The organism is Sphingomonas bacterium (assembly GCF_028292945.1).
Classification (GTDB): Bacteria; Pseudomonadota; Alphaproteobacteria; order Sphingomonadales; family Sphingomonadaceae; genus Sphingomonas.
In genome coordinates this window covers 40878-64734 of record NZ_JAQGLJ010000022.1, presented here as the reverse complement: position 1 = coordinate 64734, position 23857 = coordinate 40878, and the positions used below count along the sequence as shown (strand labels likewise).

Annotated in this window: 15 protein-coding genes and 1 tRNA gene; 3 read left to right on the top strand and 13 right to left on the bottom strand. The window is 65.6% G+C overall.

Translation table 11 applies throughout. The features are described from left to right. Window positions 1-8: 8 nt before the first annotated feature. Together JWN21_RS02970 and JWN21_RS02965 are read right to left on the bottom strand one after the other, a co-directional pair. Window positions 9-380 (bottom strand): tRNA-binding protein, encoded by a 372-nt coding sequence (locus JWN21_RS02970; RefSeq protein WP_299646066.1) that lies wholly within the window; start codon window positions 378-380, stop codon window positions 9-11. Beyond that, window positions 380-1051 carry a glutathione S-transferase family protein gene (locus JWN21_RS02965; RefSeq protein ID WP_299646064.1) on the bottom strand — a complete coding sequence of 224 codons (672 nt, stop codon included), beginning with the start codon at window positions 1049-1051 and terminating at the stop codon, window positions 380-382. Before JWN21_RS02965 ends, JWN21_RS02970 begins: the two co-directional genes overlap by 1 nt. 177 nt (window positions 1052-1228) lie before the next feature. Between JWN21_RS02965 and JWN21_RS02960 the strand changes: the two genes are divergently transcribed. Further along, window positions 1229-1780 carry a hypothetical protein gene (locus JWN21_RS02960; RefSeq protein ID WP_299646062.1) on the top strand — a complete coding sequence of 184 codons (552 nt, stop codon included), beginning with the start codon at window positions 1229-1231 and terminating at the stop codon, window positions 1778-1780. Here JWN21_RS02960 and JWN21_RS02955 read toward each other — a convergent pair. The 5 genes from JWN21_RS02955 to JWN21_RS02935 all read right to left on the bottom strand — a co-directional run bounded on the left by JWN21_RS02955 (window position 1774) and on the right by JWN21_RS02935 (window position 10120). Next, complete coding sequence (locus tag JWN21_RS02955) at window positions 1774-2211, bottom strand: hypothetical protein (protein WP_299646060.1); 438 nt, start codon at window positions 2209-2211, stop codon at window positions 1774-1776. The genes JWN21_RS02960 and JWN21_RS02955 overlap by 7 nt on opposite strands. Window positions 2212-2274: 63 nt before the next feature. After that, window positions 2275-6780, bottom strand: a complete 4506-nt coding sequence (gltB, locus tag JWN21_RS02950; RefSeq protein WP_299646058.1) for a glutamate synthase large subunit — start codon at window positions 6778-6780, stop codon at window positions 2275-2277. After that, entirely contained in the window at window positions 6777-8201 is a 1425-nt protein-coding gene (locus JWN21_RS02945) for an NAD(P)-dependent oxidoreductase (protein ID WP_299646056.1), read from the bottom strand. Before JWN21_RS02945 ends, gltB begins: the two co-directional genes overlap by 4 nt. Window positions 8202-8346: 145 nt before the next feature. Beyond that, complete coding sequence (locus JWN21_RS02940; RefSeq protein ID WP_299646054.1) at window positions 8347-9144, bottom strand: undecaprenyl-diphosphate phosphatase; 798 nt, start codon at window positions 9142-9144, stop codon at window positions 8347-8349. 10 nt (window positions 9145-9154) lie between these two features. Continuing rightward, window positions 9155-10120, bottom strand: a complete 966-nt coding sequence (locus JWN21_RS02935; protein WP_299646052.1) for a complex I NDUFA9 subunit family protein — start codon at window positions 10118-10120, stop codon at window positions 9155-9157. 109 nt (window positions 10121-10229) lie between these two features. Between JWN21_RS02935 and JWN21_RS02930 the strand changes: the two genes are divergently transcribed. Next, window positions 10230-10316 (top strand) — tRNA-Leu (locus JWN21_RS02930). Between the two features lie 829 nt (window positions 10317-11145). Here the strand turns inward: JWN21_RS02930 and argH are convergent. The 5 genes from argH to JWN21_RS02905 form a co-directional block, all read right to left on the bottom strand. After that, entirely contained in the window at window positions 11146-12642 is a 1497-nt protein-coding gene (gene argH / locus JWN21_RS02925) for an argininosuccinate lyase (protein WP_299646050.1), read from the bottom strand. After that, window positions 12629-14041, bottom strand: a complete 1413-nt coding sequence (locus tag JWN21_RS02920) for an MmgE/PrpD family protein (protein ID WP_299646096.1) — start codon at window positions 14039-14041, stop codon at window positions 12629-12631. The genes argH and JWN21_RS02920 overlap by 14 nt, the downstream gene beginning before the upstream one ends. Window positions 14042-14046: 5 nt before the next feature. After that, on the bottom strand, window positions 14047-15795 hold the full coding sequence (locus JWN21_RS02915; protein WP_299646048.1) for a hydantoinase B/oxoprolinase family protein: 1749 nt from the start codon (window positions 15793-15795) through the stop codon (window positions 14047-14049). 11 nt (window positions 15796-15806) lie between these two features. Beyond that, the gene (locus JWN21_RS02910; protein ID WP_299646046.1) at window positions 15807-17846 is read right to left on the bottom strand and encodes a hydantoinase/oxoprolinase family protein; all 2040 of its coding nucleotides are present in this window, start codon (window positions 17844-17846) and stop codon (window positions 15807-15809) included. 138 nt (window positions 17847-17984) lie between these two features. Further along, window positions 17985-19325, bottom strand: coding sequence for an MFS transporter (locus JWN21_RS02905; RefSeq protein ID WP_299646044.1), 1341 nt, complete (start codon window positions 19323-19325; stop codon window positions 17985-17987). 310 nt (window positions 19326-19635) lie between these two features. On the opposite strand from JWN21_RS02905, the gene JWN21_RS02900 reads away from it, so the two are divergent. Beyond that, the gene (locus JWN21_RS02900; protein WP_299646042.1) at window positions 19636-20553 is read left to right on the top strand and encodes a LysR substrate-binding domain-containing protein; all 918 of its coding nucleotides are present in this window, start codon (window positions 19636-19638) and stop codon (window positions 20551-20553) included. Window positions 20554-20845: 292 nt separating this feature from the next. On the opposite strand, the gene JWN21_RS02895 is transcribed toward JWN21_RS02900, so the two are convergent. Further along, entirely contained in the window at window positions 20846-23770 is a 2925-nt protein-coding gene (locus tag JWN21_RS02895) for a TonB-dependent receptor (RefSeq protein WP_299646040.1), read from the bottom strand. Window positions 23771-23857 lie beyond the last annotated feature (87 nt).

Sequence of the window (23857 nt, the reverse complement as noted above, 5' to 3'; positions counted from 1 at the left end):
GACGCGGATCAGAACAGCCGGCCGCCGTCGGGCAGTTTCGCGTCGGGCGCGATCAGCACCACTGCCCCACCCGCGTCGGGGAAGCCGAGACACAGCACCTCCGACAGAAAGCGGCCGATCTGGCGTGGCGCGAAGTTGACCACCGCCGCCACCTGCCGCCCCAGCAGCTGCTCCGGCGCATAATGTTCGGTGATCTGCGCCGACGATCGCTTGACGCCGATGACGGCGCCGAAATCGATGCGCAGCTTCAGCGCCGGCTTGCGCGCCTCGGGAAACGGCTCGGCCGCGACCACCGTGCCAACCCGGATGTCGACCCGCAGCCAGTCGTCGAAGCCGATCTGCGCTGCCGCAGGCGCGTCAGGACCGGCGCCGACGTGCATCAGAAATCGACATTGTCGTAGTGCGAGGGCGGCGTCACCATCTCCATCCGCTCGCTCAGCAACGGGCGAAAGCTCGGCCGGCTTTTCAGCCCGCGATACCAGCGCGCGGTCTGCTCGTGCCCTTTCCAGTCGATGCCGCCCAGATAATCGGTGACCGAGATCTGCGCCGCCGCCGCGAGATCGGCGAGGCTCAGCGTCGCGCCGCCCAGCCACTGCCGGTGATCGAGCAGATAGTCGGTATAATCGAGATGCTTGATCGCACCCTTCATCGCGTCGCGCAGGCCGCGCGCATCGGGCGCCTGCCCCAGCGCCACGCGCTTTTCCATCCGCTCGTACAGCAGCGGGCCGGTCACCTCGCGAAAGAATTGCGTGTCGAACCACGTCACCAGGCGGCGGATCTCCGCGCGATTGACGGCGGTGCCGTTGATCGTCGCGGACTTTTCGACCGTCTCCTCCAGATATTCGCAGATCGCCATCGAATCGATCAACATGATGCCGCGGCCGGGATCGACCATCACCGGCGTCTGCCCGGCCGGGTTCATGTCCAGGAACTCGTCGCGGCGCTGCCAGGGCGACTCGCGCACGAGCTGATAGCCGATGTTCTTCTCGCCCAGCAGCAGGCGAACTTTCCGGGAAAAGGGGCACAGGGGGAATTGGAAAAGCTGCCACATGGGTGATGCTGTTAGGCAAGGCGGAAGACCGGTTCTACACCTAATCCGTCATGCCGGCCGTGGGGGCCCAGCAAAGTACTACTTTGCCGGGAGCCCTTGCGCCGGCATCCATCGTGCCTCGAACGGCACGGCCGGGGGCGCGTTGGACCCCGGCTCAAGGCCGGGTGACGGAGACTGATGCAAGCCTTTGGGTTCCTGCTACTGGCCGCCGGGCTTGCAGCGCTCGCCGCCCGCTTCTCCTGGGCAGCGGCGCTCGCGATCCTCGCTGCCGCGTGGGCAGGCACGACGCTGCCCGATCTCGACCTGTATCTGGGTATCGGCCACCGCAGCGGGCTGACGCACAGCGTACTGCCTGCGGCCCTTGCCTGCTGGCATCGACGCGGTTTCGCAGTCGCAGCCGGACTGGCGCTCGGCATCGGGTTGCACCTGTCGGCCGATCTGTTCCCCAATGCGATGCGCGGTTTCGCGACGGTCAAGCTGCCGGGAGCGGGGTCGATCGGGCCGGACGCGTCCTATTGGTGGTTCGCGATCAACGCCGGGGTGGCGCTGGTCGCCGGGACCGCACTAGCGTGCCTGATAACAACGCCTCGCGTCGCCGCGCTGGTGCTGATCGCCGCCGCGGCAATGGGCCTGGTGTATCTGTACCGCACCGACGGCGGCTGGTGGGCGCTGATGCTGTTCGCCGGGCTGGGCTGGCTGGCGGCGCGTGGCCGCCGACTGGCTCAGTAACGCTCGGGCGCGATCGCGCCGAGCAGGGGTGCCAGAGCAGCCTCGAGCCGATCGGCGGTGCGCTTCAGCTCCTTGGCCTGCACGGCTGCACCGCCGGCGACCGCAGCCGCCGTGCCCATCGAGCGCTTCGCGCCTTCGTACAGGCGTTCCTCGAAGTACGGATCGTCGCGCTGGGCAAGATCACGCAGCGTGTCATCGGGCCGGACCCGCGCGTCGGGGCCGCTCAACATCGCCGCCGGTCCGACGCGCGTATCCAGGACGATGCCGACCAACTGCGTCAGCGCGCGCGCAGCAGCTTCCTGAACCAGGGGATTGCCCAGCGCGGCCGCAGCCTGTTCGGCAGTGGGGCGAACCGGCTCACGCGCCACGGCGGGCGCAGCGGCGATCAGTGCGGAACTGGTCAGAGCGACGGCGGCAAGTGCGATACGCATCACGAGTCTCCGATTGAACGACCCGGATATAACGGTTTAGCCCGAAATTTTCAACCTCGCCCGCTACTCCGCCGCGATCAGCGCCGCCGCCTCGTCGAGTGGATGGGGCAGCCGGCCCAGCATCTCCTTGGGCACCACCTGCCAGAACCGATCCAGCACACGATGCCAGTCGTCGAGCAGCCCACGCGACCATTTGCTGTCGGTGGCACGCGCGTGCTCCTCCACCAGATCGCGCAGCACGCCCGCCCAGTGCGACGACGCGAGGCGCCCCCAGGTGATGCTCTCCGGGTTGGCGCGCCGCGCAAAGCTGCCATCGGCATCGTAGATGAACGCCATCCCGCCGGTCATCCCCGCGCCGAAATTCTGCCCCACCGCGCCCAGCACCACCGCGACGCCACCGGTCATGTACTCGCAGCCATTGGCACCGCAGCCCTCCACCACCACGCTGGCCCCCGAGTTGCGCACCGCGAACCGCTCGCCCGCCTGTCCGGCCGCGAGCAGCTTGCCCGACGTCGCGCCGTACAGCACGGTATTGCCGATGATCGTGTTGTCCTGGCTCGCCAGCGGCGACGAGACGGCGGGCCGAACGACGATGACGCCGCCCGACAGCCCCTTGCCGACATAGTCGTTGGCGTCGCCGAACACCTCCAGCCGTACGCCCTTGACCAGAAACGCGCCCAACGACTGACCCGCCGAGCCGCGCAACCGCACGGTGACGTGCCCGTCGGCAAGCTTGTCCTGCCCGAAAACGCGGACGATCTCGCTCGACAGCCGGGTGCCCACCGCGCGGTGGACGTTGCGCACCGAATAGGTCAGCTGCATCTTCTCGGCCCGCGAGAAGACATTGGCGGCATCCTTGATCATCTGCGCGTCGAGGCTGTCCGGCACCGCGTTGCGGAATGTGGCGAGACTGAACCGGCGCTCCGCATCCGTCGCGTCGACCTTGGCGAGGATAGGGTTGAGGTCGAGATCGTCGAGATGCTCGGCGCCCCGGCTGACCTGGCGCAGGAACTCCGTCCGCCCGATCACCTCGTCCAGTGAGCGTACGCCCAACCGGGCGAGAATGTCGCGCACCTCCTCGGCGATGAAGGTCATCAGGTTGATGACCTTCTCCGGCGTGCCGGTGAACTTGGCGCGCAGCCGCTCGTCCTGCGTGCAGATGCCGACCGGGCAGGTGTTGGAATGGCATTGGCGCACCATGATGCACCCCATCGCGACAAGGCTCAGCGTGCCGATCCCGAACTCCTCCGCGCCCAGGATCGCGGCGACGACGATGTCGCGCCCGGTCTTCAGCCCGCCATCCGCGCGCAGGCGCACGCGGCCGCGCAGGCCGTTGAGCGTCAGCACCTGATTGACTTCGGACAGCCCCATTTCCCACGGCGTGCCGGCATATTTGATCGAGCTCTGCGGGCTGGCGGCGGTGCCGCCGACGTGGCCGGAGATCAGGATCACGTCGGCATGCGCCTTGGCGACGCCCGCCGCCACGGTGCCGATGCCCGCCGAGCTGACCAGCTTCACGCACACGCGGGCACGCGGGTTGATCTGCTTCAGGTCGTAGATCAGCTGCGCCAGATCCTCGATCGAATAGATGTCGTGGTGCGGTGGCGGGCTGATCAGCGTCACGCCGGGGGTCGCATGGCGCAGCTTGGCGATGTACTCGGTCACCTTGAAGCCGGGCAGCTGCCCGCCCTCACCCGGTTTCGCGCCCTGCGCGACCTTGATCTCGATCTCCTCGCAGGCGTTGAGATACTCCGCCGTCACGCCGAAGCGACCGGACGCGATCTGCTTGATCACCGAATTGGCGTTGTCGCCATTCTCGTACGGCTGAAAACGCCGCGGGTCCTCGCCGCCTTCGCCCGACACCGCCTTGGCGCCGATGCGGTTCATCGCGATCGCGAGCGTCTCGTGCGCCTCCGGCCCCAGCGCGCCGAGCGACATGCCGGGCGAAACGAAGCGCTTGCGGATCTCGGTGATCGCCTCGACCTGATCGACCGGCACGCCCTCATCCGGGAAGGTGAACTGCAGCAGATCGCGCAGATATACCGGCGGCAGGTCCGCGACGCCGCGCGAGAACTGCAGATATTGCGTGTAGCTGTCGGTCGACACCGCCGTCTGCAGCAGGTGCATCAGTTGTGCGGAATAGGCATGCGCCTCGCCGCCGTGCCGCTGGCGATAGAAGCCGCCGATCGGCAGCGTCGCCACGCCCGCATCGAACGCCAGATCGTGACGCAGCGCGGCGTTGAGGTGCAGCGAGGCATAGCCCTCGCCGCTGATCTTCGCCGGCATGCCTGGGAAGAGATCGTTGACCAGCGCGCGCGACAGCCCGACCGCTTCGAAATTATAGCCGCCACGATAAGAGGAAATCACCGCGATTCCCATCTTGGACAGGATCTTGAGCAGCCCGTCCTCGATCGCGGTCCGGTGCCGGGCCAGGCAGTCGGCCAGCGACAGCTCGCCGAACAGGCCGCGCGCGTGGCGGTCCGCGATCGCAGCCTCGGTCAGATAGGCGTTCACCGTCGTCGCGCCGACGCCGATCAGTACCGCGTAGTAATGCGTATCCAGACACTCCGCCGTGCGGATGTTGACGCTGGCGTAGGAGCGCAGGCCCTTGCCGACGAGGTGCGTGTGCACCGCCGCCGCCGCGAGCACGCCGGCGATCGCGACGCGGTCTTCCGATACGTTCTCGTCGGTCAGGAACAGCTCGCTTTTGCCCTGCCGCACCGCCTGTTCGGCTTCCTCGCGGATACGCGCGATCGCGGCGCGCAGGTCGGCGGCCTCGCCTCCCGCTGAGAAGGTGCAGTCGATCGTCGCCGCCGACGCGCCGAAATGCGCGCGCAACCGTTCCCAGTCCGCCCCCGTCAGCACCGGCGAGTCGAGCACCAGCACGCGCTCGCGCCGCTCCTCGACATCGAGGATATTGGCGAGGTTCCCGAACCGCGTCTTAAGCGACATCACGTGCCGCTCGCGCAACGAATCGATCGGCGGATTCGTGACCTGAGAGAAATTCTGACGGAAGAACTGGCTGATCAGGCGCGGCTTGTCGGAGATGACGGCGAGCGGCGTGTCGTCGCCCATCGATCCGACCGCTTCCTTCGCGCCCTCCACCATCGGCGCCAGGATCAGCTCCATGTCCTCCAGCGTCTGCCCGGCCGCGACCTGACGCCGGGTCAACTCGGCGCGCGAGAAGCAAACCACCGTGTCACTCGCGGGGAGATCAGACATGGTCAGGAACTCGCCGATGCGACCGCCATAATCGACCTCGCCGGCGATCCGGTCCTTGACGGCGCGGTCCTCGAGCACCACGCCTTCGTCCAGATCGACCGCGATCATCTGCCCTGGGCCGAGCCGTCCCTTGGCGATGATCGTCGACTCCGGCACCACCACCATGCCGCTTTCCGACCCGACGATCAGCAGCCCATCGGAGGTGCGCGTGTAGCGCAGCGGGCGCAGCGCGTTGCGGTCCATTCCCGCCACCGCCCAGCGCCCGTCGGTCATCGCCAGGGCGGCGGGACCGTCCCACGGCTCCATGACGCTGGCGAGGTAGCGGTACATCTCGGTATGCGAAGCCGGCGTGTCGCCGGTCTCGTTCAACGACTCGGGTACCAGCATCAGCTTGGCGGTCGGCGCATCGCGGCCCGAGCGGCAAATTGCTTCGAATACCGCGTCCAGCGCGGCGGTGTCGCTGGCCCCGGCCGGGATCACCGGCTTGATGTCCTCCGAATGCTCGCCGAATGCCAGGCTCGCCATGCGGATCTCGTGGCTGAGCATCCAGTTCTTGTTGCCGCGGATCGTGTTGATCTCGCCGTTATGCGCAAGGCAGCGGAACGGCTGCGCCAGCCACCATTGCGGAAAGGTGTTGGTGGAATAGCGCTGGTGAAAGATCGCAACGCGGCTGGTGAAGCGCTGGTCGAGCAGGTCGGGATAGAAGACCGACAGGCTCTCGGCGAGAAACAGTCCCTTGTAGACGATCGAGCGGCACGACAGCGAGCAGATGTAGAAGCCCTGGATCTGCGCCGCGATCACACGCTTCTCGATCCGGCGGCGGACGAGGTACAGCGTCTTCTCGAACTCGCCAGCGTCCTGCTCCTCCGGCGTCGGCCCGGCGATCATGATCTGCTCGATCTCGGGCCTGGTCAGCTGCGCCTTGGTGCCGATCACGCCGACATCCACCGGCACCTGCCGCCAGCCGTAAATGGTATAGCCCGCTTCGATGATCGCCGATTCGACGATCGTGCGGCAGCTTTCCTGCGCGCCCAGATCGGTGCGGGGCAGGAAGATCATGCCGACCGCCAGCCGGTTTGGCCGCGCCTTGTGCCCCGACGCCGCGATCGCATCGTCGAAGAACCGCACCGGCAAGTCGAGATGCAGCCCCGCGCCGTCACCGGTCTTGCCGTCCGCGTCGACCGCGCCGCGGTGCCACACCGCCTTCAGCGCATCGATCGCCGACTGGACGACACGCCGGCTCGGCTTGCCGTCGGTCGCAGCGACGAGCCCGACGCCGCATGCGTCAGATTCGAACTCGGGCCGGTACATGCCATGTTCGGCGAGGCGGGCGCGCTGGTCGATCATGCTGCCACCTTCGCGGCCGCGGCCCGTGAGCGAAGCCACTTGTGCATGCTCGCCGTCACGTCGCGGCCGTCGCGGATCGCCCACACGACCAGGCTGGCGCCGCGAACGATGTCGCCGGCCGCGAACACGCCGTCCAGGCTGGTCATCATCGTCTTGCCGTCGACCAGCACCGTGCCCCACCGCGTCACGCCCAGCTCGGGCGCACCGAACAGCGCCGGCAGATCTTCCGCGTCGAAGCCAAGCGCGGCGATCACCATGTCGGCAGGCACGCTCACCTCGCCGTCCGGTTCGGGCTCGGGCGCGCGCCGACCGCTGGCGTCGGGCGCACCCAGGCGCATCCGGCGCAGCGTCACTTCGCCGTCGCCGATATCGGTCGGCGCGGCCAGCCAGACGAACTCGACGCCCTCCTCCTCGGCGTTCGCGACCTCACGCTGCGAACCGGGCATGTTGGCACGGTCGCGGCGGTACAGGCACTTCACGCTCGCGGCGCCCTGACGCACGGCGGTGCGGACACAGTCCATCGCCGTGTCGCCGCCGCCGATCACCACCACATGCTTGCCCGCCGCCGACAGCGTGCCGTCGTCATAGGCGGGCACCGCGTCGCCGAACCCCTTGCGGTTGGAGGTGGTGAGGTAATCCAGCGCCGGCACGGCGCGGTCGGCGCCGGGAATGTCCACGGCGCGCGCGCGGTACACGCCCGTCGCGATCAGCACCGCGTCGTGGCGCTGGCGAAGCTCGTCGAGACTCGCCTGCTCTCCCACCGCGAAGCCGTGGTGAAATACGATCCCGCCTTCGCGCAGGCGTTCGACGCGGCGCATCACGACCGGCTTCTCCAGCTTGAAGCCGGGGATGCCATAGGTCAGCAGCCCGCCCGCACGATCGTGCCGATCATAGACGTGCACCTCGTAGCCGTGATTGCGCAGATACTCCGCCGCCGTCAGGCCGGCCGGTCCCGCGCCGATCACGCCAACCGACTGGCCGCGCGCCGGGCCGATCGCGACCGGCTCGACCCAGCCCTCTTCCCACGCCTTGTCGGTGATGAACTTCTCCACCGCGCCGATCGTCACCGCGCCGTGGCCGGAGAACTCGATCACGCAATTGCCCTCGCACAGCCGATCTTGCGGGCAAATCCGGCCGCAGATCTCGGGCATGGTCGAGGTGGCGTTGGACAGCTCGTAGGCTTCGCGCAGCCGGCCCTCAGCGGTCAGGCGCAGCCAGTCGGGGATGTGATTGTGGAGCGGGCAATGGACGGTGCAATAGGGCACACCGCATTGCGAGCACCGCCCCGATTGCTCGGCGGCGTCGGGCACTGGATAACGTGCGGCGATCTCGGCGAAGTCGGCGGCGCGGTTGCCCGCCGCGCGTTTGGCCGGATAGGCCTGATCGCGAACGACGAACTGCAGCATCTGATCCGTCGCCATCGCGTCCGCCTCAACAAGTTTGGCGAAGCATAGCAGTGGCCCCGCACAGCTACTAGTCAGGATACCTTACCTATTAATAGAGGCGGTGGTTACTGAAGTACGACTGGAACGATACGAACCAATTAAATAGGTCCAGACCGGGCCTTCAGCTGTTGAGCACGGCCAGTGCCACTATGCCGGCGACGATGCGGTACCATGCAAACGGCGCGAAGCCGTGGCGCGTTACCACGGCCATGAATGCCTTCACCACGACCAGTGCCACCACGAACGACACCAGCGCACCGACGCCGATCAGTTGCAGGTCGTCGACCCCGATCTCGTCGCGATGTTTCACCAATTGCAAAACGGTTGCGCCGCTCAGCGTCGGCAGCGCCAGGAAGAACGAGAAGTCCGCCGCCGTGCGCCGATCGATGCCCAGCGCCATCGCACCCATGATCGTCGCGCCCGAGCGGCTGACGCCGGGCACCATGGCGAGGCACTGGACCAGCCCGATCTTCACCGATTGCGACACCGACACGCCCGCAATGCCAAGCACGTTCTGTGTCTTGGCCAGTCGCTCCACCACCAGGATCGCGACCCCGCCGACGATCAGCGCCCAGGCGACCACCGTCGCATTCTCCAGCAGCGCCTCGATCTGATCGTCGAAGATCAGCCCCAGGACGACCGCGGGGATGAAGGCGAGCAGCAGATTGCGCACGAACGCCACCGCGCCCGGTTCCCAGGTCAGCAGCCCGCGCCACACCGCCACGAACGTGCGCCAGTACAGCACCACGATCGCCATGATCGCGCCGGGCTGGATGGCGATGTTGAACACCGCCCAGTCCTCCGCGCGAAAGCCGAGCAGCTCGGTCGCCAGCACCAGATGGCCGGTGGAGGAGACGGGCAGGAACTCGGTGATCCCCTCGACGATGCCGAGCAGGATCGCGGTCAGCCATTGGTTCACGCCCCGATCCTCACGAGGCGTCTCGTGTTGAGCCAACACGTTCCGGGGCGGGCCGCGCGAACCTGCCCTGGCGGCGAAACCTGACCAGCCACGCGGGCGCGACCGTCGCCATCGGCGTCGGCGCGATGTCGAATGCCGCCAGCCCCTGCGCACCCGGAGCGACGACATTGTCCTTCTGCAGCATCAGCCACTGGTCGCGCGTGATCGGCGCGCCGGGCAGAAAGCCCGCGCTGGCCAGCAGCGAGCCGGCGAAGTCGGGCAGCTCGACGAAGCGGCCAGCACGATTGGTCTCGGCGGCGATCCAGCGCAGCAGCTCGGCCATCGTCGGCGTGTCGGGGCCGCCCAATTCGTACATTTGCCCACCGAATCGAGCAGGCTCGGTAACGGCGAGCGCGATCGCATCCGCCACGTCACCGACGAATACCGGCTGAAAGCGCGTGCCGGCGCGCAGCACGGGGACGACGGGCGCCCGGGCGATCAGCCCGGCAAAACGATTGAGAAACTGATCCTCCGCCCCGAACACCACCGACGGCCGCAGGATCGTGGCGGTCGGAAAAGCGGCGCGCACCGCCTCCTCGCCCCGGCCCTTGGTCTGCGCGTAGAGCGCCGCGCCGCTCGGGTCGGCGCCGATCGCGGAAACGTGAACCAGCGCGCCCGCGCCCGCTGACGCCGCCGCTTCCGCCACCGCGCGCGCGCCGTCGACGTGGATCGCTTCCATCGCCTTGCCGAAGGTCCCGACCAAATTGACGGCCGCATCGGCTCCGGCGAGCGCGCGCGCCACCGTGTCGGGTCGCGAGAGGTCCGCCGCGACGAACTGGCTCTGTCCCAACGCGCCCAGCGCCTTGAGCCCGGCAGCGCGCCGGGGGTCACGCTCCGCAAAGCGCACCCGCAGCCCGGCGCGCATCAGCGCCTGCGCGGCATAGCGGCCGATGAACCCCGATCCGCCGAACACCACCACCAGCGCGTCGCGTGTCATGTCTGAACCCTCATGTCGGCGGCGTCCTGCCTTTGTGCGACCCGATTGACAAGGCGAAGCGACGTCCCCTAGAGGCCCGCCCCTACCCGGGGGCCGACAGCCCCCTCGTGCCCGGATGGCGGAATTGGTAGACGCACCAGCTTCAGGTGCTGGCGATCGCAAGGTCGTGGAGGTTCGAGTCCTCTTCCGGGCACCATTTGTTCTTCCCGAGATGTCTCGGGAGGATCGACAAAACCCTGAATTTCCGCCATAAAAGAGCTTCACCGATCCCGGGATGTCTCAGGCGATTTCAGACCATCCAGGGCCATATGGTGCCACGGGCGAGGCCATGATGGCCTCGATGGAATTTGGTGGCACCACGGCTCCGCCAAGTCTTCGACGAGCGTCCTTTGGGATCAGTCGAGGAAACTCATCATGCCGCTCAAGGACGTCCGAATTCGTAGCCTCCGTCGACCGGCAAGGTTTTTCAGTGCGCGGTCGAAGGCGGCCTAGGTGGCGCTGCCTCGCCATCGGCTTCGACGCGACGATCTCGATCGTGCCCGGCCGTCCCTCCGAATGGAACAGCAGCGCCTCGCGATCGGAGAATTGCACTTCGTCGGGCATCCGTGGCTGCGGTGCTTGTGCCCCTTCCAGACCCGTCGGAGCCAGGGTGATGGTGGTCAGTCGGTCGCCTACGGGTGCGGACGCGCAGTGCTGGCAATCAGCGCGCCGGAAGGCATATCCGCACTGCCGCCGCGGATTTTAAGCCTCAACGCGGCTTATGCTTGCCCGAGGCATAGAGGACGGCAGCCGCGATTGCCGCCGAGCCTATGGCGCCGGCCGGTCTCTCCGGAGCGCGCGCGCCGTCCGGCGGCTGATCTCCTTCGTCAGCGGGCTGGTGCGGTGCTTGTCTTGCCGGGTTGTCGTTGGTCGTTGATCTCGCCGCATCGCCAGCGGGAGTGAGTCAGGGTGCCGCTGCCCGCGAGCCCGGACCTCCGATACTGGGCTATCCATCGTCTCAGAGGCGCCGCGAAGCTGAAGGTCAGCTACGCGACGATCCTGCGGACCGCCTCGGCTAGCATTTCCTCGGCTTGCGAGAACTGCAGACGGCGGCGATCGAGCTTGGACCGGTTGTCCGACAGCGAAATCTTGGAGCGTCCGAGCATGTGGCTGACCTCGGTCGGTCCCACGCTTCCCGCGCTAATCCTGGTCCGGACGAACTCCCTTGGATCCAGCGCGGCTGCCAGTTCGATGCCCGAGATCTTCAGGTCACTGCCGATTGTCTCGCGGCTGGCGCGGCACAGCAGCTCCGTCCCTGCCTGGCCCCTCGAGATGTTGTCCGCCATCGCGATGCGCACGAAGCGGCCGACGACGTGGTGGGCCTGCCTGAAAGACAGGCCGTGGCTCTGCACAAGGACATCCGCCAGGTTGCTGGATGTCGACCAGCTCGCATCGAGGATCTCCTCCATGCGACGCTCATGGACCTTGAGCGTCGCCATTATGCCTGCAGAAAGCTCCAGCATGTTTGCGACGGTGTCGAAGGCAGGGTCGAGAAGGGACACGGCGCGGATCGCTTGGTCACCGGTGCCCTCGCCGCGGAAGGTGGCGAGCGCGGTGGCGAACCAGGTCACGGCGGGTCCGGCGGCAGCCTTGATCGTCTCGAGCGTGACCGGGTTCTTCTTCTGCGGAAAGATGCTGCTCGTGCTGCAGTAGGAATCATCAAGCTCGACGAGGGCGAACTCGCTGCTGGACCAGATATGCAGATCGGTGGCGAGGTCGTTCAGGTCGCTCATGACGAGCGAGAGGCATGCTGCGATCTCTGCGGCGTAGTAAGCCTCCCGCCCGAGCTTGGAGTTGTAGACGATGCCGTCGAACCCAAGCAGCTCGGCTGTCCGGTCGCGATTGATAGGCCACGACGTACCGGACAGTCCCACCGCCCCCAGGGGGCTTTGGTTGACCCGGACGAGGATCTCCAGGCATCGGTCGAAGTCGGCCTCGAGCCGGGATGCGAAGCTGAGGACGTAGTGGCCGAAGTTCCCGGGCTGGGCCTGCTGCATGTGGGTGTAGCTGGGCATGATGGTCGAGCTGTGTCGCTCGGCGACCTCGATCAGCACGTCCGTGAGCTCGAGGATGCCCGCCATGACGCGGATCAGGCCATCGCGCTTGAACAGGCGGCGCGCTGTCGCGCTCTGGTCTATGCGGCTCCGGGCGGTGTGAAGCGCACCGGCGGCATCCTCACCGACTTTGGACGCGAGGAACGCTTCGATCTGGAACAGAAGGCTCCCGCGCGCTGGATCGACGCCGAGCCCGTCATAGCCGAGCGTGCGTATCTCGAGGAGCGTGGGAAGCAGCTGACGACCGACCTCGGCGGTGACGATGCCCTGCTCCACGAGCATGACGGCGTGAGCGAGATCGATCTTCGAGAACTGATCGAATTGGCGCCTCTCGCGCTGCAGCGCCGGCAGCTGGTAGAACTGCTGGACGTGTTCGCTGGGGGGCTTCGACAGGCGAGCCGCGCTGAAGGCCATCTCAGCGTGCTGCATGGTGACTGGCATCGGTTGAGGATGCGACCTGGCTCTTGGTCTGCCGCAGCAGGCTCGTGAAAAGGCGCACGTCCGGGGTGACCGGAAGGTTCGAAATGAGCTCGAGCAACCGCTCCGTCTCGGAGTGCCCGAATACGCGCCCGGCGCAGTCCCTGAACTTGCCGGCATGCTCCTGGTCCGACATGGGCGAGCTGAGCGAACCCCTTCGGACATAGCGCTCGTCGGACAGGGTGGAACCGTCTTTGAGGCGCACCGTCGTGTGTGCCGGCAGATCGAGATAGTCTTTTTCGGTGTGCTCCGAGCCAGGCGTCGTCTCCATGACGATCCGCGGCATCAGCGCCTGAATTCTGGGCCGCTCGATCGCGGCGTCGTCGAAGTCTCCGAGGCGCAGGGAGCCCTGCTCAAGCGCCAGCGCGGCGCAGTAGGGCATGCTGAACTTCGCTTCGAGACCCGACGCGGGTCGATCGTAGATCAGGTTCTTCACGTTGAGGGCGGGAATACTCAACACGGCGGAGTCGACATCGTCGCCCGAGAAGCGATGCTCGGTCTTCAGGAAGAGCAGTGCATCGAGACTCCGGTGAGTGCTCCCGCAGGTCGGATAGGGCTTGAAGGTGATCCCAGGCGACACGATCGCCAGTGGCTCGCCTTCACCGGGGACCGTGAATGCCTCCTCGCCGGCGTGGGACATAGTGTAGAGACCTTGGAAGCCGCGCTCGCCCGCAAGCACTTCACTGCCACCCGTCATGCCTTCGGCGGCCAGTCGAGCGGCGATCACCGCGTCGCGCGCCGCGAAGCCCGCGTGCACGGACTTCATGGGAGAGCCAAGCTGCAGGCGGGTCCCGGCCGAGCTGCTCATTGCGATGCTGATGGCGGCCGTTGTCTGGGCTGCATCCAGGCCAAGCAGCCGCGCGCAGGCGGCGGCCGAGCCGATTCTGCCGATGGTGGCCGTGCTGTGCCAGCCCATTGCGTAGTGGGATGGATTCGCGACGCGAGCGATTGTCGCCAGGACCTCGATGCCCACGACGTAGGCGTCGAGGATCGCCGCGCCCGACGACCCAAGCTCTTCCCCCAGTGCCAGGAGGGCCGGAACGATCGGAGCGGATGGGTGGCCTGTCAGTGGCGCGAAGGAGTCGTCGAAGTCCAGGACGTGCGCAGCCGTGCCGTTCGCGAACGCGCTCGCTGGGGCGGACACCGTATGGTCGATGCCGGCGATCGAGGACGAACCCCGTCCCCACGCCAGAGCAACACGAATGGCCTTCTGGGATGGTGGTTCCAGGGTGCCTGCGATCATGCAACCGATCAGATCGCGGATACCGTCCACCGCCAGGGACTGCACCTCGCGTGTGCGCTGCCTGGGAAGCGATGCCACCCAATGCGCTATGCGGCTTGTCGGTCTCACGATCGTCACGCTGCTTTGGCCCGAGCGCTTATGCTCGATGCGGCTGCGACGCGGTCAGCACCATAGTCCAGCTCCGCTGCGGCTTTCGAAACGACTCCATCCTGGATGTCGCGGGCGATCGCGAGGATCTCCCGCTCGGCAGGGTCGCCGAAGCCCCCGCCGCCCGGCGTCTGGATGCGGACGGTGTCGCCGGCGCGCAGGATCACGCCGGCGACCTTCGAATTGAGCTCTTCCTCGTGATCGGTGCCCGCGTTGCGGATCAGGCGCGCCAGGCCACCGGCATGGCCTCCCTCCATCCCTGCGGCACCACGCTTGTGGCTGTCGGACCGGCAGTTCATGATCGTGTGGTCGTGCAGCGCCCGGAACTGCCGCGCGATGCCCAGGCCCCCGCGCTGGCGCCCGGCTCCGCCTGAATCCTCCACCAGGCTATATTCGTCGATCATCAGCGGGAACTCGTTCTCCAGTGCCTCGGTCGGCATGTTGAGCGTGTTCGTGCAATGGACGTGTATGGCGCTCATGCCGTCGAGGTCGAAGAGCGCCCCGCCGCCGCCGCCCAGCGTCTCGCCGGACACGTAGACCCCGCCACCGGCCACCTTTCCCGAGAACAATATGGACGGGAGCACGTCGTTGCTTGAGGCAATGCGCTGTTCCTCAAGCACCAGGCCATTGAGCGCGCCGACCACGGCGCCCGCAATCTTCTGTGTGGTGATGCTTCGAGCGCCGACGGCCGCAGGGAACTCTGGATTGACGATCGTGCCCTCCGGCGTGCGGATGACGATCCCGTCGAACATGCCGCTGTTCGGCAGCAGTTCGGGATCGAGCATCGCCTTGACGCAGTAGTAGACGGTCGCCCTGACGGCGCTGTTGGGGACGTTGAGCGCCCCTCTCGCCTGGGGGCCGGTTCCGGCGAAGTCGATGATCAGCTCAGCCCCGACCCTCTCGACGGTCGCGGTGATCGGCAGTGGATCGCCGCCATAGCCGTCATCGTCCAGATAGGTCGTGAAGGTGTGGGCTCCCGGCGCGAGCGCGGCGATGCGGCTCTGTAGGCGGGCACTGGTATAGTGGATGATGCTGTCGACCGCGGAGCGGACGCTCTCGAGCCCCGATTGGTCCAGCACCTGGCAGTAGGCGTTACCGCCCCTCAGGTTCGTGAGGATCTGCACGTTGAGGTCGAGACGACGCTCTTCCGGAAGACGGGAATTCGAGGCGACGAGTGCAAGGACGTTCTCATCGATATCGCCCCTGTGAGCGATGCGGACAGCGGGGATGCGAATGCCTTCCTCGAACAGCGTCTTCGCCATCGCGGACGTGGAGCCGGGCACCGACCCGCCGATGTCGGAATGGTGTCCGATGTTCGCCGCGAACCCCACCAGCTCGCCGCGCCAGAAGATCGGGCTGACGATGGAGATGTCGGGGAGGTGCGAGCCACCCGACAGATATGGATCGTTGCAGATGTAGGCATTGCCCTCTTCGAACGATGAGGGCTCGAAGGTTCTGAGGATCGCCTCCATGCTGCCGATCAGCGATGCGAGATGCAGGGGGATGTGCGTTCCCTGAGCGATGAGCCGGCCGCCACGGTCGAAGAGGCCAACCGAGAAGTCGCGACGTTCCTTGATCTGCGCCGAGAACGACGACTTCATCATGTGGATCGCCATGTCCTCGGTGATCGATAGCAGGCGGTTCGAGAGAACCTCCATCATCACCGGATCGAACTTGGCCTTCTTCGAAGGGGTTTGCAGCGTGCTGGTGGTCAAGTTCAGGCTCCTCAGCAGGCTATGATCATGTTGCCGATGGCATCGACATGAAAGGTCTGGGACGGGAGGATCACGGTCGTGGAACTCATCTCCTCGACAATGGCGGGGCCTTCGATGCGTTCGTCGCCCGGCAGCTTGGCGCGTGCGAACACGCGCGCCTCTCGCCATCCCACGTCTGGACCAAAATAGACCTGGCGTCTTTCGATCAGGGCGTCGTCGAGCTCCCCCTCCTGCCGCACCGGCGCAAGGTCGGCCTTGGGGACGGCTCCGGAGGCCCGCACGCGGCAGTTGACGACCTCGACCGGCCGCGTGGAGATCACGTTGCCGTACTCGGCGCGATAGGCGTCTCGATAGGTCGCCAGCAATTCATCGAGATCACCGGAATCTTCCGAGGGCATCGGAATTCGGATCTCGTGATTCTGTCCCTTGTAGCGGGCCTCGACCACGCAATCGAAACTCCGCAGCGGCCGCTCGACGTTCTCTCGCGTGAGCCATGCGTCTCCCTCGGCCACCATCTCGGCGAACAGGGACCGGAGGCGTCCCCAACCGGTCGGGTTGGCCAGCGTCATCTCGGTGCGGACGAAATCCCGGCTGATGTCTGACAGCAGGATGCCGCGGGCGCACATCGTGCCGGGCTCCTGAGGAACGAGGATCTGCTTGATGCCGCATTCGATCGCGGCATCGGACGAGTGCAGCGGCCCCGCGCCGCCGAACGATGCGAGGGTGAAGTCCGCCAGATCGTGCCCGTGCTCGATGGAGATCGAGCGGATCGCGCGGCTCATGTTCGCGATCGCGATCCTCACCATGCCGAATGCCGCGTCCTCGACCGACATCCCGAGCGGGTCGGCGATCTTCTCCTTGATGACTGCCCAGGCGCCCTCCCTGTCGACTGCCATTCGGCCGTTCAGGATAGCCACGGGATTTAGGCGCTGGAGGACGATCTGGGCATCGGTGAGTGTCGGTTGGGTGCCGCCGTGGCCATAGGCGACCGGGCCCGGATAGGCACCGGCGCTCTGGGGGCCGACCTTGAGCGCCCCTGCATGATCGATCCATGCGATGCTTCCGCCGCCGGCACCGATGACGTGGATGTCGATCATCGGCATCTTCAGCGGCAAGTGCGTGATCTCGCGCTTGGACGTGTAACTGGGCTTCCCGTCGGCAATGAGCGAGACGTCGGTGCTGGTGCCCCCGACATCGAAGGTGATCAGGTTCGGGATCCCGGAAACCAACCCGAGCGCGGCCGCGCCGACCACGCCGGCGGCAGGTCCCGACAGGCAGGTGAGGACGGGCAGTTCCTCGACGGTATCCAGCGAGAGCAGACCACCGTTCGAATGGATCGTCATCGGCTGGACTGGGACTTTGAGCTCCTCGAGCCGGCTACGAAGCTGGCGCGTGTAGCCGCGCATCTTCGGCCCGATATAAGCATTCAGCACCGTCGTGGATGTCCGTTCATACTCCCGGAACTCCGGGAGCACCTGCGACGAGATGCTGACATAGGCCTCGGGGAACACCTTTTCGACGACCCGGCGCGCGGCCCGTTCATGGGCGGCGTTTCGATACGAGTGCAGGAAGCAGATTGCGATCGACTCGACGCCGGCCTCCTTGAGCTTCCTGGCCTGCTCGGCGACGTCGGCCTCGTCGAGAGGCGAGAGCACAGAACCGTCTGCGGCAAGCCTCTCGTCGACCTCCAAACGGTTTCGGCGCGGCACCAGCGGGTCGGGCTTGCGCACACGGTAGTCGTACAGGCCTGGACGTGACTGTCTGCCGATTGCCAGAACGTCGCGAAACCCCTTGGTCGTCAGCAGGCCGGTGGATACGCCCCGTCGTTCGATGATCATATTCGTGGCGACAGTGGTCCCATGGCCCAGGAAACCTATCGAGCCGGCGCTGACGTTCTCCACCTCCAGAAACTCCGCGAGCCCGAGCGCGATCGCCTCGGACGGGTCATGTGGAGATGACGACCGCTTATAGTAGGCGACGTGCCCATCTTCGGCGTTGAGCATCACAAAGTCAGTGAACGTGCCACCCACGTCGATACCGATCCGATACATGCTTTCTCCACGCGGTTGAGAACGTCCACAGCGGTGGAGGCGTCTTCTTCTTCTTCGAGAAAGATGTTCCCAACGAGTATCGGAATCAAAGGCCAATACCCCGGCACATCATCACCAGAGGTTATGTTCCACCGCGCTTCAGCCGCGAGCTTGCTCAATCGCCTCGACCTCACCGACGGCAATGCGCATCGGCTTCATTGCGAACCTCAGGAGGATCGCCCCGGCGGGCATGCCGACTCCGCACACAAGTGCCAGGGACCAACCGATCTTGTTCGGGTCCTGAAAGCCAAAGTCGGTGATTGCGCCCACGATCGTGGGCCCGAGTCCCAGGCCAAGAATTCCGTGTAGCGCGTAGGCAAGGGCGGTAAGCTGACCCCGAAGTTCATTGGGCGCGAGCGTCGCGAGGCTCGCGGCGAGGTAGAGCATCGACGGGATCGAGACCGCTAGCAGCACCCCATAAATCCCGAAGAATATCCAAGGTCCCGGCACGAAGAAGGCGATGACCGCCAGCGGCGTCGAGCCGAATACGATCCACGAGTAGAACAGTATGTTGGCGTCCTTGTGACCACGCGCGTAGAGCCAGTCGACGATGGTGCCCTTGATAACGAGCGCACCCGCAGCAACGATGCTGACGACGCTAAGTAGTGGGCCATACACCTGCGGTTCGAGCCCATAGCGTCGCGAGACGAACGTAGGCACCCATGCGACCAAAGAGTATCCGCACAACGCTATGAGCGTGAATCCGCCATAGATAAGTAGCATCAGGGTGCGGTGCTCTTTCAGGAATGCGAGCAGCGCGCCCGGCCTGGGCGGCTCGGTGCTCTTGCGGCCGCGTCGGACCGGCTCGGAGAATGTGTAGACTAGGAAGGCGGCGAGGATGCCGGGAGTACCCACGCAGAAGAACGCGATCTGCCAAGGGCGCACGCTCCCGATGAGCGGGATGCTCAACGCTGCGCCACCGAGCATGCCGATCAGCAGCCCGCCGACCCCGAACGCCGTCGCGGACCCTAGCTTATTGCTTGCCTGGAATATCGCGAGCGCCGTGGTGAGGCGGCGGCGCGGGAACTTGTCGGCCAGCAGAGAGGCGGCGGCGGGACCGAGGGCCGCTTCTCCGGCACCCACACCAAGGCGCGCGAGCCCCAAGCCCAGCGTCGACCGAGCGAACCCCGTGGCGGCGGTCGCGAACGACCAAAAGGCCACGCCGAAGAAGAGGACCTTGCGACGAGGCGACCTGTCGACCATCCAGCCGAATGGCAGGGCGGCGACGCCCAATGCGATTCCGAAGGCGGGTCCAAGAACGAGCCCCATCTCGAAGTCACCGATGCCGAGATCTTTCTGGATCGGGTCGACCAGCATCGTCAGCAGGTATCTGTCGAGGTAGGAAAGGACATAGAACAGGCACAGCACGGCAAGCGTCCACCAAGCCTCGGGACTGACCTGTGGCTCCCGACGGTTTTCCGCCATCTGTGGATGGTTCATATTTTCGCACCTGCTGACGGCACAGCGCCGTGATGGTTTCGCGACTGGTGATCGCCGGCTTCACGACGTGGAAGGCGCTTTTCAGTGGATAAGGCCGACATCTTTTACGCTCCGCGTTCGCGCTTCCTCGGCGAAGCTGATCTGAAACGCTACGCCCTACGGGTGGCATCATCCAATAAGAAAACGAAGGTGTAGCATTCTCGGGAGTTATCAACCCTTCCGGTAGCAAGCCCGTTTTTGCGGGAAACTTGCGTCGGTCCTGCGATGATGCCAAAGTTCATGCGGCCAAAGACATTCTGGGAGGTTATGAATGCGCCGTCACATCAACCTGCGCCAGATCGAGGCCTTCAAGGCGGTGATCGACACTGGGACGGTCAGCAGAGGCGCAGAGGTCCTCCACATCTCGCAGCCGGCCATGAGCAAGCTCATCGCTCACCTCGAGGCGGATACCGGACTGCGGTTATTCGATCGGGTCAAGAAGCGCCTCGTCCCCACCGAGCACGCGCTGCGCCTACATGACGAGGTGGAACGAATATTCGCTGGCGTTCGCCAGGTCGAAAGCGCGGTCGATGCGCTCCACCGCGAGACGCTCAGCCGCATCGCGGTGGGTGTCCTGCCAGCACTATCCGGGGCATTCATCCAGCGGGTCGCGAGCAACTTCGTCGAGAAGCACGGTGACGTGTTCTGCGCCGTCCATGCGATGAGTTCGCATTGGGTTGCGGAACGGGTGGCCGCCCGGAAGCTGGATGTGGGCCTGGTCAACGGTCAGAGTAGTGTCCCTCACGTCAGGCTTGAACCTTTGATGGAGCTGCCACTGGTATGCATTCTTCCGCCGGAGCACCCGCTCGCCGCCCGTTCGTGCATCACTCCCGACGACCTCGACCAATCGGCGTTCGTGGCGTTCGAGCCTGACAATTCGGTCGGCGACATGGTCTCGAGCACGTTCCGTAATCACGGGATCGCTCCGCGTATCGTGGTCTCCGCGACCGCCGCGCTGTCCGTGTGCGAGTTCGTCGCCGCCGGCTTCGGAGTATCGCTGGTGCACCCGCTCATGATCAGTGGGTTCGAGGCCAGGCTTGCGGTGAAACCGTTCGAGCCAAGTGTGATGTACAAGTTCCAGCTGTGCCGCAGCTCAGAGGGCAGGAATGCGAAGATCGCGGAGGCGTTCGCGGCGGAGATCCGCGCGACCGCGGGGTCCGTATCGGACGCCATTCTCAATCGGCGCTAGGCTCGGGAACCGAGGACCTCCTCCGATGCCAACGGCGTAGAGACATGCCTGCGGCCCGACGCGTGAGCGCCGTGAGCGGCGATCTGGATGGCCACCACCCTCTCCGAATAGCGCGGTCGCAGGTGAAGGAGGGGGCAACCAGGAAGTGGCTCTGAGGGCCAGGAAGACTAGGTAGGCCAAAGAAGAACGACCATGCTGCCGGCTATGCGGTCGCATGGTCGTTCTGTGTGGTCTGGCGCTGCCGCGACCCGTATCACTTACGGGTCGCAACGACGCATCCAGGCGAGCGCGCTTAGAGCTTGAACCGCAAGCCGACGCGGAACACCCGGCCAAGCGTGTCGTAGAGCGACTGGTTTACAGAGAGTGGGGCGCCGCCAACCGACGGCCCAATGCCGATCTGCACTGGATCGGTGTTCAGGAGGTTATCGACGACCAGGAAGGATTCCACCTTGGGCGTTATCTTCAGGGTCACATTGGCGTCGAAGTAGATCGCGCCTGGGATGCTATTGTTGTCGATCGTCTGGTTGTCCGTCGTCGAAGTGGGACAACCCGTGGTGCACTCGACGAAGGCAGGATTGTAGAAACCGTCGCTAAAACCACGCGCCGAGAACACCGCACCGAACGAGTCACGATCCCAGCCCACACTGGCGAAGTAGCGCCATTTCGGCAGCGAGGTCGACCCCGAGCCGCTTGCCGCCGCAAGCGACACGTCCGCGCTGTTCTTCCCGACATTGTCAGTCGGCAGGTTGATGCCGTTGTCTTGGTAGTTTTTGAGGTAGCGTGTGGCGAGCGCGCGGATCGACAGGTTCCCGCCGAAGAGCCCACTGCGATAGCTGGCCTCGAAATCGATTCCCTTGGAGATCTGCTTGGCGAAGTTGATCGGGGTGGAGGTGATGAGCGTGATCACACCGCCAGCGTTGCGGGTGATACCCGAGCAGAGCGCAGTGTTTCCGGCAAAGCACTGGTTGAGCAACGTCACCGGCGCGATCGTGGTGATCGAGTCGTCGATCTTGATCCGATAGTAGTCGATCGAGGCGCCAAAGCCCGGCAGGAAGCGAGGCTTCAGGACGACGCCCACACCGAACGTGTCCGCCTTCTCAGGCGTGAGTGCCGGGTTGCCATTTTGACTCGTCAGGAAACTGGTGCTCGCGTTGGCCCTGAACGGGTCCGGCGCGGTTGACCGGCCACCGACGCCGGTCTGGAACAGCTCGGCGAGGTTCGGTGCTCGGATGTCGCGTGAACGGGTGACGCGGAACGATACGTCGTCCACCGGTGCATAGGTGAGGCCGACCTTCCACGTCGTCACGTAACCAGAGGTGCTGTAGTCAGTGGCGCGCACGGCTGCGTTCAGATCGAGGCTCTGCGCGAAGGGCGAGTCCTTCGCCAGGGGCACGACGGTTTCGAGGAAGCCCTCGGTCACGCTGAGCGATCCGAAGCTCGCCTGGTAGTTGCCCTGATCCCAGCCCCGGGTCGACGAAAGGGGATCGTTGCTGCCGCTCACCTTCTCACGGCGATGCTCGACGCCCGTCGCGATAGAGACTGGACCAGCCCATGTTGAGAAGGGTTCGCCGCGCAGGGTGGCTGCAACTACGTCCTGGGTGAGCCTGTTATTGCCTTCCGAGAGACCCGTTACGTAGTTTGCCGCAGCGGGGCTCACGACACCGGTTCCGAACACATTGAAGGGCGAGCAGCCATTGGCAGGGTTAATGAGCGTGGACCGGCATACGATCTGCCCGGCCGGGTTGCGCACAGCGTCGATGGCCTCGGTGTATCGCGCAGTGGCGATCGTGCGGACCGAATTGTAGACATGGTTGTCGCTGCGCTGGGCGTAGACGTCCCACGTCCACGGCGACCCGAGACCATCGAACTTGCCGCTCGCGCCCACCACGTACCGGCGCGAAGTCCGCTTGTTGTACACCGGGACCCGGCCGAGATCGGCATTATATGTGCCGTACGTGAAGGGCGCCGTGACCCGCGGCGCGACGCTCGCGGGGATGTAGGCGTTGTCCGGCTGGATCGTGAGCGTGCCGAGTTTGGTGTAGACGGTGGCTATCTGAGTCGCGGTGGATCGACCGTAGGAGGCCTGCGCAAACACCTCGATGTCATCGGTAAGCTCGTAGCTGATCCGGCCGAAGATGTTCTGTCGCCCTAGCTCCGGTGCGATGTTGATCGCGGTGCCGAAGTCTGAATACCGCCAATCCCCCCCGACGTGAAAGCTGCCGCTCGTCAGCGATCCGAAGTTGAACTGGCCCGCCGTCCCCGAAGGACCGAAATATGTTCCCCGAAGAGGACCGGACAGGATGATGCCGCCCGGCGTCGCGAGGGCTACGCCGACATTGTCGCGAACCAGCAGCTGCGGCTGTCCGTTCGTCGCGCTGTAGGCTGGGTTCAGGATGATCTTGCGGCCATTGTACCACGTGCGATCACCCAGCCCTTCGGTACCGTCGTCTTGGGCGAGCTCGCCGCTGACGACGATATGACCCCGGCCATCGGCAAACTTGGTTCCCGCGGACAGCTGGACGTTCCAGTTCCGATTGTCCCCGTAGGTGGTGACGCCGCCCTGGACCTGCCCCTTCACGCCGGTAAAGTTGCGGTCGAGCACGAAGTTGACCACGCCAGCGACCGCGTCCGAGCCCCAGCTGGCAGAAGCACCGCCGGTGACCACGTCGACGCGGCTCACGAGCTGCTGGGGGAACTGGTTGACGTCGACGAGGCCGGTGAGGGACGACGCGCCCACCCGCTGACCGTCAAGCAGGACCAGCGTCCGGCTCGGGTTCAGGCTGCGCAGGTTGAGCGCGTTGATGCCGATGAGGCCTCCGCCGACGAACGAGCCGGTCGATCGAGGCGTTGCACTGCCTGCAAGCGAGGGAAGCACATTGATGAAGTCGGCGATGTTCCCGGGAGCCCGCGCTGCGATCTCCGCGGCACCGATGACCGATGTCGGCGTCGGCGCCTTGAAGCCGTCGCGCACTACTCGGGTACCCGTCACCACGACGTCGACCGCGCCTTGGGTCTCCGCCGGTTCGGCCTTCTGCTCCTGCGTGTTCTGTTCCGCCGCAGTGACCTCGAAAGCAGGTGCTGTCGGAGGGGACGTCTGCTCCGCAACCGCTTGCGCGGAGGCGCCGGTTGCGAAGGTCAGGGCGATGGTTGCTAGGCTTGCCGCACAGCACAGCGCTCCGCGCGAGCTGCGGCGCTTGGCCCCATATAGCTTCATCATCTATCCCCAAGAATGTCTTTATTCGTCCCGTTCCTGACGAGCGGGGAAGGCCTCCGTCAAAGTCGAAGATACGCCGTCCTTATCCCT